12 protein-coding genes and 1 rRNA gene are annotated in these 15,172 nt (G+C 35.9%); 6 read left to right on the top strand and 7 right to left on the bottom strand.

The window, feature by feature from the left end:
* The 7 genes from ACVWY7_RS15730 to dnaA form a co-directional block, all read right to left on the bottom strand.
* A 16S ribosomal RNA gene (locus ACVWY7_RS15730) occupies positions 1 to 166 on the bottom strand; the annotation flags it as partial.
* A gap of 241 nt (positions 167 to 407) precedes the next feature.
* Positions 408 to 2,879 (bottom strand): DNA gyrase subunit A, encoded by a 2,472-nt coding sequence (gyrA, locus tag ACVWY7_RS15735; protein WP_001282857.1) that lies wholly within the window; start codon positions 2,877 to 2,879, stop codon positions 408 to 410.
* 88 nt (positions 2,880 to 2,967) lie between these two features.
* Positions 2,968 to 4,890 (bottom strand): DNA topoisomerase (ATP-hydrolyzing) subunit B, encoded by a 1,923-nt coding sequence (gene gyrB / locus ACVWY7_RS15740; RefSeq protein WP_000435986.1) that lies wholly within the window; start codon positions 4,888 to 4,890, stop codon positions 2,968 to 2,970.
* 38 nt (positions 4,891 to 4,928) lie between these two features.
* Entirely contained in the window at positions 4,929 to 6,056 is a 1,128-nt protein-coding gene (gene recF, locus ACVWY7_RS15745) for a DNA replication/repair protein RecF (protein ID WP_000470746.1), read from the bottom strand.
* A 12-nt stretch (positions 6,057 to 6,068) separates the two neighbouring features.
* Complete coding sequence (gene yaaA / locus ACVWY7_RS15750; RefSeq protein WP_000821367.1) at positions 6,069 to 6,281, bottom strand: S4 domain-containing protein YaaA; 213 nt, start codon at positions 6,279 to 6,281, stop codon at positions 6,069 to 6,071.
* A 127-nt stretch (positions 6,282 to 6,408) separates the two neighbouring features.
* Complete coding sequence (gene dnaN / locus ACVWY7_RS15755) at positions 6,409 to 7,548, bottom strand: DNA polymerase III subunit beta (protein WP_001212892.1); 1,140 nt, start codon at positions 7,546 to 7,548, stop codon at positions 6,409 to 6,411.
* 179 nt (positions 7,549 to 7,727) lie between these two features.
* The gene (dnaA, locus tag ACVWY7_RS15760) at positions 7,728 to 9,068 is read right to left on the bottom strand and encodes a chromosomal replication initiator protein DnaA (protein WP_000428021.1); all 1,341 of its coding nucleotides are present in this window, start codon (positions 9,066 to 9,068) and stop codon (positions 7,728 to 7,730) included.
* 565 nt (positions 9,069 to 9,633) lie between these two features.
* Between dnaA and rpmH the strand changes: the two genes are divergently transcribed.
* The 6 genes from rpmH (at position 9,634) to mnmG (ending at position 15,165) form a co-directional block, all read left to right on the top strand.
* Entirely contained in the window at positions 9,634 to 9,768 is a 135-nt protein-coding gene (gene rpmH / locus ACVWY7_RS15765; protein ID WP_000831901.1) for a 50S ribosomal protein L34, read from the top strand.
* 76 nt (positions 9,769 to 9,844) lie between these two features.
* Positions 9,845 to 10,192, top strand: coding sequence for a ribonuclease P protein component (rnpA, locus tag ACVWY7_RS15770; protein ID WP_000726625.1), 348 nt, complete (start codon positions 9,845 to 9,847; stop codon positions 10,190 to 10,192).
* Positions 10,193 to 10,244: 52 nt separating this feature from the next.
* The gene (gene spoIIIJ, locus ACVWY7_RS15775; RefSeq protein ID WP_000726762.1) at positions 10,245 to 11,012 is read left to right on the top strand and encodes a YidC family membrane integrase SpoIIIJ; all 768 of its coding nucleotides are present in this window, start codon (positions 10,245 to 10,247) and stop codon (positions 11,010 to 11,012) included.
* A complete protein-coding gene (gene jag / locus ACVWY7_RS15780) occupies positions 11,009 to 11,626 on the top strand; it encodes an RNA-binding cell elongation regulator Jag/EloR (RefSeq protein WP_000022803.1) in 618 nt (205 codons plus the stop codon). The genes spoIIIJ and jag overlap by 4 nt, the downstream gene beginning before the upstream one ends.
* 226 nt (positions 11,627 to 11,852) lie before the next feature.
* Positions 11,853 to 13,229 carry a tRNA uridine-5-carboxymethylaminomethyl(34) synthesis GTPase MnmE gene (gene mnmE, locus ACVWY7_RS15785; RefSeq protein ID WP_000393764.1) on the top strand — a complete coding sequence of 459 codons (1,377 nt, stop codon included), beginning with the start codon at positions 11,853 to 11,855 and terminating at the stop codon, positions 13,227 to 13,229.
* Positions 13,230 to 13,275: 46 nt separating this feature from the next.
* Positions 13,276 to 15,165, top strand: a complete 1,890-nt coding sequence (mnmG, locus tag ACVWY7_RS15790) for a tRNA uridine-5-carboxymethylaminomethyl(34) synthesis enzyme MnmG (protein WP_073524545.1) — start codon at positions 13,276 to 13,278, stop codon at positions 15,163 to 15,165.
* Positions 15,166 to 15,172 lie beyond the last annotated feature (7 nt).

Raw genomic sequence — 15,172 nt, forward strand, 5'->3', positions numbered from 1 at the left:
CCCGGTTTCCCGGAGTTATCCCAGTCTTATGGGCAGGTTACCCACGTGTTACTCACCCGTCCGCCGCTAACTTCATAAGAGCAAGCTCTTAATCCATTCGCTCGACTTGCATGTATTAGGCACGCCGCCAGCGTTCATCCTGAGCCAGGATCAAACTCTCCAATAAAGTTAGTTTGTCTAGCATCTAAAATAAAAATTGACGTTTCACGTTGTTTGTTTCGTTTAGTTTTCAAAGTTCAACATCGCGTTTCAGCGACTTTTATAATATATCATAGTACATTATTTTCGTCAACAAGTTTTTTTGATAACTTGTATCTCTCATTTGCTGACTCTGCCTATTATATAGACTTTCTCTTACCTATGCAAGTATTATTATAAAAAAATAAAAAGGGGAGATATCTCCCCTTTTATTCTTCTGAAGAAACCTCTTCACTCGTTTCTTCCTCATCATCTTTTTGTGCTTTTGCTACTGTCGCTACCTCTTGCTCATCCTCTAATCGAATTAGACGAACACCTTGTGTATTACGTCCCATTTGAGAGATTTGATCAACCGGCATACGAATAATAACACCTGCTGCTGTAATTAACATGATATCTTCTTCACCTGTTACAGATTTAACAGCTACTAATTTACCGTTTTTATCTGTAATATTACAAGTCTTCAGACCTTTACCACCACGGCTTTGCAAGCGATATTCATCAATTGGCGTACGTTTTCCATAACCATTTTTCGTTACAATTAAAACATTTACATCCTCTTCGACAATTTCCATACCTACAACTTGATCTTCTTCACCTAATGTAATTGCTTTTACACCAGCCGCATTACGTCCCATAGAACGCACATCTTGCTCGTTAAAACGAATTAGCATACCATTGCTTGTTCCTACAATAATATCCTTATCACCAGATGTTAAACGTACAGAAATTACTTCATCTTCTTCACGAAGCGAAATCGCAATTAAACCATTCGTACGTATATTTGCAAATGATGAGAGCGGTGTTCTCTTAGAAATACCTTGTTTCGTCGTAAAGAATAGGAACTGGTCGTCACCAAACTCACGAATTGGAATAATGGCGTTGATCCACTCACCCTTATCTACCCCTAATAGGTTAATAATCGGTAACCCTTTCGCCGTACGACTATACTCTGGAATTTCATATCCTTTTGTACGGTATACTTTACCCTTGTTTGTAAAGAATAAAATATGATCATGCGTAGAAGTAGTCAATAAATGTTCTACGAAATCATCATCATTCGTTCCCATTCCTTGCACACCACGTCCACCACGGTTCTGTGTTTTGTACGTAGAAGCTGGTAACCTTTTAATATAACCGTTATGAGTTAACGTAATTGCAATGTTTTGCTCTGGAATTAAATCTTCATCTTCAATAAATTCCATACCACCGATTGTAATTTCTGTCCGTCTCTTATCATTGAAACGCTCTTTTACTTCTGTTAATTCTTCTCGGATAATCTCAAGGACCTTCTCTTCATCTGCTAAGATTGCTTTTAATTCGGCGATTAATTTCATTAAATCTTGATATTCTTGTTCGATTTTTTCACGTTCTAATCCAGTTAAACGTTGCAGACGCATATCTAAAATCGCTTGCGCTTGTTTTTCGCTTAAACCGAAACGTTCCATTAAACCTTGCTTTGCAATATCAGCTGTTTTTGAACTACGGATTAAAGTAATAACTTCATCAAGGTGATCTAACGCGATGCGTAATCCTTCTAGAATATGGGCACGTGCTTCTGCTTTTTCTAGTTCATAAGCAGTACGTCTACGAATTACTACCTTTTGATGTTCCAAGTAATGATATAAATTTTGTTTTAAGTTCAGTACTTGCGGCTCTCCATTTACAAGAGACAACATGTTAATACCAAAACTTGTTTGAAGTGCTGTATGTTTATATAAGTTATTTAATAATACGTTAGCATTGGCATCACGACGTACTTCCATAACAATACGCATACCATTTCGATCTGATTCATCACGTAAATCTGTAATACCTTCAATTTTCTTATCGCGAACTAATTCTGCGATTTTTTCAATTAATCGCGCCTTATTCACTTGATAAGGTAGTTCCGTTACGATAATAGATTGTTTGCCATTTGACTTCTCTTCAATTTCAACTTTAGCACGAAGTATAATAGAACCTCGTCCTGTTTCATACGCTCTACGAATGCCACTTCGTCCCAAAATTAAACCTGCCGTTGGAAAATCTGGTCCTGGAATAAACTCCATTAATTCTGCAATAGTAATGTCAGGATTATGGCTTAGTGCCAGTACTCCATCAATTACTTCACCAAGTTGGTGCGGCGGAATGTTTGTTGCCATACCAACTGCAATACCCGTCGTACCATTCACTAATAAATTAGGGAAACGCGCTGGCAATACAATTGGCTCTCTTTCAGAACCATCATAGTTATCTTGATAATCAATCGTATTTTTTGAAATATCACGTATTAATTCCATAGAAATCTTAGACATTCTTGCTTCTGTATAACGCATTGCCGCTGCCGAATCACCATCAACAGAACCAAAGTTACCATGCCCATCAACAAGCATATAACGTTGGCTGAAATCTTGCGCCATACGTACCATCGTCTCGTAAACGGCTGAATCACCGTGAGGGTGATACTTACCGATTACTTCACCGACAATACGCGCTGATTTCTTATACGCTTTATCAGCTGTAATTCCTAAATCATTCATCGCATATAAAACCCTACGATGCACAGGTTTTAATCCATCACGAACATCTGGTAATGCACGAGATACGATAACACTCATTGCGTAATCTAAAAATGAGGTACGCATTTCATGACTAATATTAATTTCTCGAATTCGTGCTTGTTGTTGATTGTCTGACATCAACGAGCACCTCCTCTTACATTTCCGTTACACATACATTGATTTATATGTAGAAGACAGGAATACTTAGATTCCTGTCATTACTCATTTAAATATCAAGGTTTTTCACGTATTTTGCATTTTCTTGGATAAAGTTACGACGTGGCTCTACTTTATCTCCCATTAAAATTTCAAATGTTTCATCTGCCTCAATTGCATCTTGAAGAGAAACCTGAAGTAATGAACGTACCTCTGGGTCCATTGTTGTCTCCCACAGCTGAGTTGGATTCATTTCCCCTAGACCTTTGTAACGTTGGATTCCTGGTTTAGGTTGAGCTGGTAATTCAGCTAAAATCTTTTCAAGCTCTTTCTCATTATAAGCATATTGAATTTTCTTACCTTGTTGTACTTTAAACAAAGGTGGCTGTGCGATATATATATATCCACACTCAATTATTTGACGCATATAACGATAGAAGAACGTTAATAATAGGGTACGAATATGTGCACCATCAACATCGGCATCGGTCATAATAATAACTTTATGATAGCGTGCTTTTTCAATATCGAAGTCTCCGCCGATATTTGTACCAATCGCCGTAATAATTGTACGAACTTCATCATTTGATAAAATTTTATCTAAACGGGCCTTTTCGACATTAATAATTTTACCTTTCAGCGGTAAAATTGCTTGGAAATGACGATCGCGCCCCTGTTTTGCAGATCCACCCGCAGAGTCACCCTCTACAATATAAATTTCACTAATTGCGGGATCTTTAGAAGAACAATCTGCCAATTTCCCTGGTAAACTTGAAACTTCTAAAGCGCTCTTTCGACGAGTTAACTCACGAGCCTTTTTAGCTGCTACACGTGCACGCGCTGCCATCGTCCCTTTATCTATAATTTTACGTGCAACATTGGGATTTTCCAGTAAGAACTTTTCAAATGCCTCTGAGAATACTGACTCTGTAATTGTTCTTGCTTCACTATTTCCAAGTTTCGTCTTCGTTTGTCCTTCAAATTGTGGATTCGGATGTTTAATTGACACAATTGCAGTTAAACCTTCACGAACATCCTCACCAGTTAGATTACTGTCTGCATCTTTTAAAATACTATTTTTACGACCATAATCGTTGATCACACGAGTTAAGGCTGTTTTAAATCCTACTTCATGCGTTCCACCTTCATACGTATGAATGTTATTCGTAAATGAGTAAATATGATTTGTATATCCTTCGTTATATTGAAGCGCAACTTCAACCTGAATTCCATCTTTTGAACCTTCTACATATACAGGTTCTTCATGAATTGGTTGTTTTGAACGATTTAAATGTTCAACATATGATTTAATTCCACCTTCATAGTGAAACTCTTTCTTTTGTTTATGTTCACGCTTATCTTCAATTGTTAATTTAATATTACGATTTAAAAATGCCAGCTCACGCATACGAGTCGCTAACGTATCAAATTCATATTCTGTCGTCTCTTTAAAAATCTCTGGGTCTGGCTTAAAGCGAGTTATTGTTCCAGTCTTATCTGTATCGCCGATGACTTTTAAATCCGCAACTGGAATACCTCTTTCATACTTTTGGTAATGGATTTTTCCATCACGATGTACAAATACCTCTAGTTCTGTTGATAAGGCATTTACAACTGATGCACCAACACCGTGCAAACCACCAGAAACTTTATAACCGCCACCGCCAAACTTACCACCGGCATGAAGAACGGTCATAATAACTTCTACAGCAGGACGTCCCATTTTTTCTTGTATACCAACTGGAATACCACGTCCATTATCTGTTACAAGGATACTATTATCTTCTTCGATACTAACATTAATTTCATCACAGTACCCTGCAAGTGCTTCATCAATACTATTATCGACGATTTCCCACACAAGGTGGTGAAGTCCTTTTCCACTTGTAGATCCAATATACATACCAGGGCGCTTTCGAACTGCTTCTAGTCCTTCAAGTACCTGTATCTGGCTTTCATCATATGAATTTTCTTGCATTTGCTTTTGTTCCATTGACACAAAGATCACCTACTTTTCCATTTAAACAGGGATTATGCCCTATCTATTTCACAATCTACCGTGCCGTTCGTTACATGAATTGTTTTCGCTTCTTTTAATGTTTCGTGTTCAATTCCGTCGACACTCGTCGTTGTCACAAATGTTTGCACTTTTCCTTGAATTGTATTTAACAGATGTGATTGACGATAATCATCTAATTCTGATAATACATCATCCAATAAAAGGATCGGATATTCCTTAACTTCTGAGTAAATCAATTCAATTTCAGCTAATTTTAGGGACAGTGCGGTCGTTCGTTGTTGTCCTTGAGAACCAAAGACTTGAACATTTTTACTATTAACGAAGAATTGTAAATCATCACGATGAGGACCAAGTAAAGTCGTACCACGGAAAATTTCACGTTGTTTCACAGATTGAAAACTTTCATAGTATACTTCTTTTATTTTCGACAAATCCATTGATTCTGATACATCTACACTTGGTTTATAGACAATTTCTAATTCTTCTAATCCACGGCTTATACCGCGATGAATTGGAGCTGCCCATTCTTGTAGTAAATGCAAAAATTCAAAACGCTTTTGCAATATCTTTGCACCATGCTCAATAAGTTGAAGTGTAAATACATCCAACATCGTTTCCTCATTCTTACTATTCCCTTGCATCTTTTTCAGCAAGTGATTTCGTTGTGTGAGCACCTTTTGATATTGACTCAATTCATACAAATAGACCGGAGCTATTTGGCCTAATTCCATATCTAAAAAGCGTCTTCTTACTTGAGGGCTTCCTTTTACAAGATTTAAATCTTCTGGGGCAAACATGACAACATTCATCACGCCAATATATTGACTCAATTTTTGTTGTTCAAGTTGATTTAATTTTGCCTTTTTACCTTTTTTCGAGATATTTAATTCCAAAGACAAAGAACTATTTCTCTTTTGTAACTTTCCCTTAATTTGACCGAAATCTTCATCCCAACGGATAAGCTCGCGATCATTAGAGGTTCTATGAGATTTCGCCATCGCCAAAACATAAATAGCTTCCATCAAATTCGTTTTCCCTTGCGCGTTCTCGCCGATAATTACATTTACTTTATCTTCAAAGGAAAGCTCTAATTTTTCATAATTGCGATAGTTTTTTAATTGTATTTCTGAAATAAACAAAGGGCTCCCCCTTTATGACTGAACTTGGAAACTTCCGCTTCCTGGAATTTCAATAATATCGTTCGCATATAGCTTGCGCCCTCTTCTATTTTCAAGTTCTTGATTCACGTACACTTCATATTCTTGTAAAAACCATTTTACAGCGCCACCTGTATCAATTACATCGGCTAACTTTAAAAATTGCCCTAGTGTAATATACTCTGTTGAAATTTTAATACGTTTCATAAAATCGCTCACTTTCTGAAAGTGTTCATTCTTTCATTGTACTAAATAAACTAGCATTAGGAAAGTAATACCCAAAAATCAAATAAGGGCTACTAGCATCTGAAAACTAGCAACCCTTATTTCTTACTTAGTAAGTACGAACCGGTAAAATTAATTGAATAATGGATTCATCATTTACCGTACGAATTAAGAATGGTCTCATTGCTCCAGTAAAGCTAATCTTAATCTCAGTACTATCTAATGCCTTTAGTGCATCCATCATATATTTTGCACTAAAAGATATTTTTAACTCTTCCCCATCTACTTTTTCACATTGAACTTCTTCTACTACTTTTCCGATTTCTGGTGAATTTGAAGAAATCTCTAGCATTGCCTGCTCTAAAGTTGATAATTTTACAACATTATTACGACCATCTCTAGCTAACAGAGATGCACGATCAATTGCTTGTAAAAATTCTTTCGTATTTACAAAAATATCTGTTTTACTCTCTGCAGGAATTAATCGAGTTGTATCAGGATAATTTCCTTCTAACAATCTTGAGAAGAATAATAAATGTTTTGTACGGAATAATACTTGATACTCCGTAATAACGATATCTACCATTTCTTCAGACTCATCTAGAATTTTGCTTAATTCATTTAAGCTTTTCCCTGGAATAACAACATTTGCTTGGAATTCATCTACAATACCTTCGATTTTTGCTTTTCGAAGAGCTAACCTGTGACTATCTGTAGCAATGCAAGTTAGTTCGCTGTTATATACTTTCCAGTTTACACCTGTCAAGATCGGTCTTGTTTCAGAAGTAGAAACTGCAAATACAGTTTGTCTGATCATATGTTTAAGTAAATCCGTTGGAATCTTAAAAACATGATGTTCTTCAATTTGTGGTAACAATGGATATTCTGCAGAATCTAAACCATTTAAGTTAAACTCTGATTTTCCAGAAGTTATTTTTGTCATCAAATGATTTTCTACAGAAATTTCTACAGTTTCTTTAGGTAATTTTTTTACAATTTCACTAAAATATTTTGCCTGTAAGACAATGCTTCCTGATTGTTTTACCTCTACGATTTCTTTTCCATCCTCTTCAACTGGGATAAAAGATTCAATCGAAATATCAGCATCGCTTCCTGTTAATGTAACTCCTTCTTCCGTAGCGACAACTTTAATTCCTGTAAGGATCGGAATTGTTGTACGAGAAGAAACAGCCTTCATTACATCTTGTACACTTCTTACAAGATAGTCTTTTTGAATTGTAAAACGCATAAAGAAAAACCTCCGGTAAGTATAAGATTTTATTTAATTAATAAAGATAAAAAAATAGTAGTAATAGTAATAGGTCCTGTGGATATGTGGATAACCTCGTTGAAGGATGTAAAAACAGTCTATCTACATGTGGATAGACTGTGCGTAAAACAAGGGAAGTTATTCACACTATTCAGCTACTACTTTAAAATATCGTTAATTTCTTCAACTTGTTTCTGTAATTGCGTATCCGTCTTAAGTAGCTTAGAAATTTTTTCATGGGCATGGATAACGGTTGTATGATCACGTCCACCAAATTCTTCACCTATTTTAGGTAAGGAGGAATCTGTCAGTTCGCGTGACAAATACATTGCAATTTGGCGAGGAAAGGCAACTGACTTTGTGCGCTTTTTCGCCTTGAAATCTTCTAATTTTACTTGATAAACATCTCCAACAGCTTTTTGAATATCATAAATGGAGATAATTTTTGGTTTAGAATTTGGAATAATATCTTTAAGTGCTTCAGCTGCTAAATCAGCATTAATATCCTTGTTAATTAAAGATGAATAAGCTACAACGCGGATGAGTGCACCTTCTAGTTCACGAATATTTGAATCGATTTGATTTGCGATATAAAGCATGACCTCATTTGGTATATCAAGTCCTTCAGCCTTTGCCTTTTTACGTAAAATCGCAATTCGTGTTTCTAAATCTGGTGGCGTAATATCCGTAATGAGTCCCCATTCAAAGCGAGAACGAAGACGATCTTCTAAAGTTGGAATTTCTTTTGGTGGCCGATCACTGGAAATTACAATTTGTTTACTTTCTTCGTGTAATGCATTGAATGTATGGAAAAACTCTTCTTGAGTTTGTTCTTTTCCCGCTAAAAATTGAATATCATCTATCAATAAAACATCTACATTGCGGTATTTATTACGAAAATCGACCGCTTTATTATCACGAATAGAATTAATGAATTCATTTGTAAATTTTTCTGATGATAAATATACAACTTTGGCATTTGGGTTATGTTCAATTACATAATGGCCAATTGCATGCATTAAATGGGTTTTTCCAAGTCCAACTCCCCCATAAATAAAGAGGGGATTATATGCTTTAGCTGGCGCTTCGGCTACGGCCAATGAAGCAGCGTGAGCAAAACGGTTACCAGAGCCAATAACAAATGTATCAAACGTATATTTTGGGTTTAGCATACTCTGTGGTAAATGATTAGAATCATCTTGTGCTGCATTTGGTTTAGCAGGAGGAAGATCAATCTCCTCTTCAGCTTGACTTTGGGGAATAATAAAGCGAATAGCTAATTTTGCCCCCGTTAAATCATAAAGTGTTTCCGAAATTAGCTCTGAATAATGAGATTCTAACCAATCACGGGCGAATTCATTTGGAGCCGTAATTGTTAATACATCTTTCTTTAAATTATGTGCGGTTGTTGATTTTAACCATGTTTCATAACTTGGTTTACTGACCTTTTTTTCGAGTTCTTTTAAGGCGCTGTTCCATAAATCAGAGATGTTTTCCAAAGGTGTCCCTCCTTTACTAAGATGGTAAAAGAATAAGGTTGTGCAACAAATGTACAACCTGAATAAATATAAAATGTATATTTATACGAAACGTATTTTAAAACCTAAAAACGTCGTTTGTATATGAGATAGGGTTTTCGACAAAAAAAGCAAATGTGGATAATCATTTACCCACATGTGATTAAAACTGTCCACATGTTATACACAAATTGTGGATAAGATAGAGATGTGGAAAACTTATTCAAAGTGAAAACACAACTATAATATCAAAAAAAAGTAGCTATAGCAATGAAATTAAGAAAGTTATCCACAAAATCAATACCTTGTGGAATAAACTTGTCCACAACACGATATACTGTGTAAAAGTACGAAAAGAGTTTGTGGATATAAAAAACAAGAAAAAATATTTATCCACAAGGAAATATAGGATTTGTGAAAAAGTATGTGAATAGGTTCAAAATGAATATTTGATGAAAATTTCTAGAACCATTGACATTTTCCTAGTTGATTAACTATAATTTATAAGACTGTCTTTAACAGATATTCCTCAGGGAGGTGTCATATAATGAAAAGAACTTACCAACCAAATAAACGTAAGCGCAGCAAAGTACATGGTTTCCGCAGCCGTATGAGCACAGCGAACGGACGTAAAGTGCTAGCAGCTCGTCGTCGTAAAGGAAGAAAAGTATTATCTGCGTAGACCACTGATCGTTCAGTGGTCTTTTTTTCTAATAATAGTGAATTTCCGCTGATGAACTACAGGAGTGTCAATTGATATGAAGAAAAAACATCGTATAAAAAAGAATGATGAATTCCAGAAGGTTTTTCAAAAAGGAAAATCTAATGCGAATCGTCAATTTGTTGTCTATCAACTAGATAAAGAAGAACAGCCAAACTTTCGTATTGGCCTTTCTGTCAGCAAGAAGATAGGAAATGCAGTAGTGCGTAACCGAATTAAGCGTATGATCCGTCAGTCTATTACAGAATTAAAAGATGAGATAGATTCTGGGAAAGATTTTGTTATAATAGCAAGGAAGCCTTGTGCAGAGATGACATATGAAGAATTAAAGAAAAGCTTAATTCATGTCTTTAAACGCTCTGGTATGAAAAGAATAAAAAAGTAGCGTAAGGAAATGAATTACACTATATACATACCGAAACAAGGAGGAGCAGGCTTTGAAAAAGAAAATAGGTTTACTAGCCATGGTGATTGCATTAATGGCAATTGCGACTGGCTGTAGTGAAGTGAATCAGCCGATTACACCGAAAAGTACTGGAATTTGGAATGAATATTTCGTATACCCGCTTTCTCAGTTAATCACGTATTTTGCAAACTTATTTAACAGTAATTATGGTTTAGCAATCGTTGTTACGACTCTAATTATTCGTTTTGCATTATTACCATTAATGATTAAACAAACGAAGAGTACGAAAGCAATGCAAGCGTTACAACCAGAAATGGTGAAGTTAAAAGAGAAATATAGCTCTAAAGATCAAGCAACACAGCAAAAACTACAACAAGAAATGATGCAATTGTATCAAAAAAATGGTGTAAACCCATTAGCAGGATGTTTACCAATCTTTGTTCAGATGCCTATTTTATTCGCGTTTTACCATGCGATTATGAGAACATCAGAAATTAGTAAGCATACATTCTTATGGTTCGACTTAGGACAGGCAGATCCGTACTATATCTTACCGGTTGTTGCGGCAATTACGACATTTATTCAGCAAAAACTTGCAATGGCAGGAACTGCTGGTCAAAATCCGCAAATGGCAATGATGCTTTGGTTAATGCCAATCATGATTTTAATCTTTGCAATTAACTTCCCAGCTGCCTTATCACTTTACTGGGTTGTTGGTAATATCTTTGGTATCGCTCAAATGTATTTGATCAAAGGGCCGGAAATTAAGGCTAGTAAGGCAGGAGGATCAAGCAAGTGAGTATAATTACTGCTAAAGGACAAACAGTCGAGCTGGCAGTACAGGATGCTTTAAGACAACTAAATGTTTCAAAAGACCGAGTAGATATAAATATTATCGATGAGGGTAAGAGAGGGTTCTTAGGTTTATTTGGGAACCGACCTGCAGTAGTAGAAGTTGTATTGAAGAAAGATCCAATTCAAGAATGTGAAGAATATTTAAAAAATGTTATTCACGATATGGGTGTGGAAGCTGAGATTAGTAAAATTGTAAAGGGACGCGAAGTTGAATTTACAATTTACGGCGAAAATGTAGGTGTTTTGATTGGAAAAAGAGGAAACACCTTGAATTCTTTACAGTATTTAACAAAACTTGTAGCGAATCGTAATACGAAGCAGTACATCGGTATCACATTAGATGCTGAAAATTATCGTAGTAAAAGAAAAGCTACGTTAGAAGCACTTTCTTATCGATTAGCAAAACAAGTAGTACGTACGAAAAAAAGAGTTGTGTTGGAGCCTATGCCATCTTTTGAACGAAAGATTATCCACCAAGCATTGTCTAATCATCAAAATATCATTACAACTTCTGAAGGAAAAGAACCACATCGACATGTTGTAATATCTTCCAAGTGACCGGTTACTCAATTGAGTGCCGGTTTTTTTGAGGGGAAAATAGGTGTGGATAACTAAAAAACACTAAACTTATCCACTGTGAATAAGTTTAGTGTTTTTTACATGAGGACATAATAAAATGAGTTATTATTCTTTTGTAGATAGGTTCGTTATGGTATTCTAATAATTTAGTGAAGAAAATAATCATGTTGAAATAGAGATAAATAAGCAAGTGAGGTGAAAGGACATGGAATTTGATACAATTGCCGCAATTTCCACAGCGCTTGGAGAGGGTGCAATTGCCATTGTTCGAGTAAGTGGAGATGATGCGGTTGAAAAAGTTAATCGTATTTTTAAAGGGAAGGATTTAACAGAGGTTCCTTCTCACACGATTCATTATGGTCATATTGTGGATTTAGATACAAATCAGGTTATTGAAGAAGTGATGGCGTCTATTATGCGTGCACCAAGGACTTTTACACGTGAAAATATAGTAGAAATTAACTGTCACGGTGGACTTGTTTCGGTAAATAAAGTATTGCAGCTTATTTTAGCGCAAGGGGTACGATTAGCAGAGCCTGGTGAATTTACAAAACGTGCTTTTTTAAATGGCCGTATTGATTTATCACAAGCAGAAGCTGTTATGGACTTAATCCGTGCAAAAACAGATCGTGCAATGAACGTAGCGATTAATCAAATGGAAGGACGATTATCTAAATTAATCGGTCGTCTGCGTCAAGATATATTAGAAACGTTAGCTCATGTTGAGGTAAATATAGATTACCCAGAATATGATGATGTGGAAGAAATGACACATAATATTTTAATTGAGAAAGCTACACATGTTCGTGCTGAAATTGCAAAGATATTAGAAACATCGAAGCAAGGAAAGATTTTACGTGAAGGTATTGCTACTGCAATCATCGGTAGACCTAATGTTGGGAAATCATCGCTATTAAATAGTCTCGTTCAGGAGAAAAAGGCAATTGTAACTGATATTGCAGGAACAACTCGTGATGTTATTGAAGAGTACGTTAATGTGCGTGGTGTACCACTTAAACTTATAGATACAGCGGGGATTCGTGAAACGGAAGATGTTGTTGAACGAATTGGCGTAGAGCGTTCAAAAGAAATGATGAGCCAAGCTGATTTAGTGTTAGTTGTCGTTAATTATAGTGAAACTTTAACGAATGAGGATGAAGAGCTATTCCGTGCCGTACAAGGAAAAGATTTCATTGTTATTGTAAATAAGACAGATTTACCGCAATCAATTGATATGGAGCGTGTTATAGAATTGGCAGCGGGAAATCGTGTTATTACAACATCGTTAATTGAGGAACAAGGAATAGATGAGCTTGAAAAGGCAATAGCTGATTTATTCTTTGAAGGAACAATTGATTCTACAGATGTAACATATGTTTCTAATGCGAGACATATTGGATTATTAACACAAGCAGGAAAAACAATTGGAGATGCAATCGAGGCGATAGAAAATGGTGTTCCAATTGATATGGTGCAAATTGATTTAACAAGAACGTGGGAAATACTTGGTGAAATTACTGGTGATACCGTTCATGAAAGCCTAATTGACCAGTTGTTCTCTCAATTTTGTTTAGGAAAATAATATAGTGATGTTTCAGAAAGATAGAGATTATTAGGAGGAATAAACAATGGGATACAATGCCGGTTCATACGATGTCATAGTAATCGGTGCAGGTCATGCAGGATGTGAAGCTGGTCTTGCGGCAGCACGAATGGGCTCCAAAACATTAATGTTAACAATTAACTTAGATATGGTAGCGTTTATGCCATGTAACCCTTCTGTTGGTGGACCAGCAAAAGGGATTGTTGTTCGTGAAATTGATGCATTAGGCGGAGAAATGGGACGCAACATTGATAAAACGCATATTCAAATGCGTATGTTAAATACAGGTAAAGGGCCAGCTGTACGTGCACTTCGAGCACAAGCAGATAAGTTCTCTTACCAGCATGAATTAAAGAAAACAATTGAAGAAACACCAAACTTAACGTTGTTCCAAGGAATGGTAGAGCGTTTAATTGTTGAAGATGGCGAATGTAAAGGTGTAATTACGCAAGCTGGTGCTGAATATACAGCAAAAACAGTCGTAATTACAACGGGAACGTTTTTACGTGGTGAGATTATTATGGGAGATTTGAAATATTCGAGTGGTCCAAATAATCAACAACCATCTATTACTTTATCAGAACATTTAGAGGAGCTTGGATTCGATCTTGTTAGATTTAAAACAGGTACACCTCCGCGCGTAAATAGTAATACAATTGATTACAGTAAAACAGAAATTCAGCCAGGTGACGATAAACCACGTGCTTTCTCTTTTGAAACAACAAAATTTATTATGGATCAAATTCCATGTTGGTTAACGTATACAAGTACGGAAACACATCGTTTAATAGATGAAAACCTACATCGCTCAGCTATGTATTCTGGTATGATTAAGGGAACAGGACCTAGATATTGTCCTTCAATTGAAGACAAGGTAGTAAGGTTTAATGATAAACCACGTCATCAAATCTTCTTAGAGCCAGAAGGACGTAATACACAAGAAGTGTACGTACAAGGTTTATCCACAAGCTTACCAGAAGATGTACAGCGTGATATGCTTAGAACAATCCCTGGTTTAGAAAATGTTGAAATGATGCGTACAGGTTATGCAATTGAATATGACGCAATTGTTCCAACGCAACTATGGCCAACACTTGAAACGAAAAAAATTAAAAATTTATATACAGCAGGACAAATTAACGGAACTTCTGGTTACGAAGAGGCAGCAGGACAAGGGCTTATGGCCGGAATTAATGCAGCATGTCGTTCTTTAGGTAAAAAAGAAGTTATTTTAGGTCGTGAAGATGCTTATATTGGTGTCTTAATTGATGACCTTGTAACGAAAGGAACGAATGAACCATATCGTTTATTAACGTCTCGTGCAGAGTATCGTCTATTATTACGCCATGATAATGCGGATCTTCGTTTAACAGAAATTGGTCATGAAATTGGATTAATTACAGAAGAGCGCTATGAACGATTTACAAATAAAAAATTACAAATTGAACAGGAAAAGGAACGTTTAAGCAGCATTATTATTAAACCACGTCCTGAAGTTCAAGAATTAATTCGCAATATTGGCGGAAGTGAATTGAAAGATGGAATACGTGCAAGTGACTTATTACGTCGTCCAGAGATGACATATGAGCATATTCATCTTTTAGTACCAAGTGAAGTAGAATTAAGTGATGAAGTTAAAGAACAAGTTGAAATTCAGATTAAGTACGAAGGATATATCGAAAAATCTTTACAACAAGTAGAGCGTATGAAGAAAATGGAAAACAAAAAAATTCCTGTAGATATTGATTATGATGCGATTTCTAGCCTTGCATCAGAAGCTAGACAGAAATTGAAAGATGTTCGTCCGCTTTCAATGGGGCAAGCTTCACGTATATCTGGCGTAAATCCAGCGGACATTTCCATTTTACTTGTGTATATTGAACAAGGAAAAATTGCGCGAGTATCGAACCAATAAATAGTAA

This window comes from Bacillus sp. TE9106W (assembly GCF_054062215.1).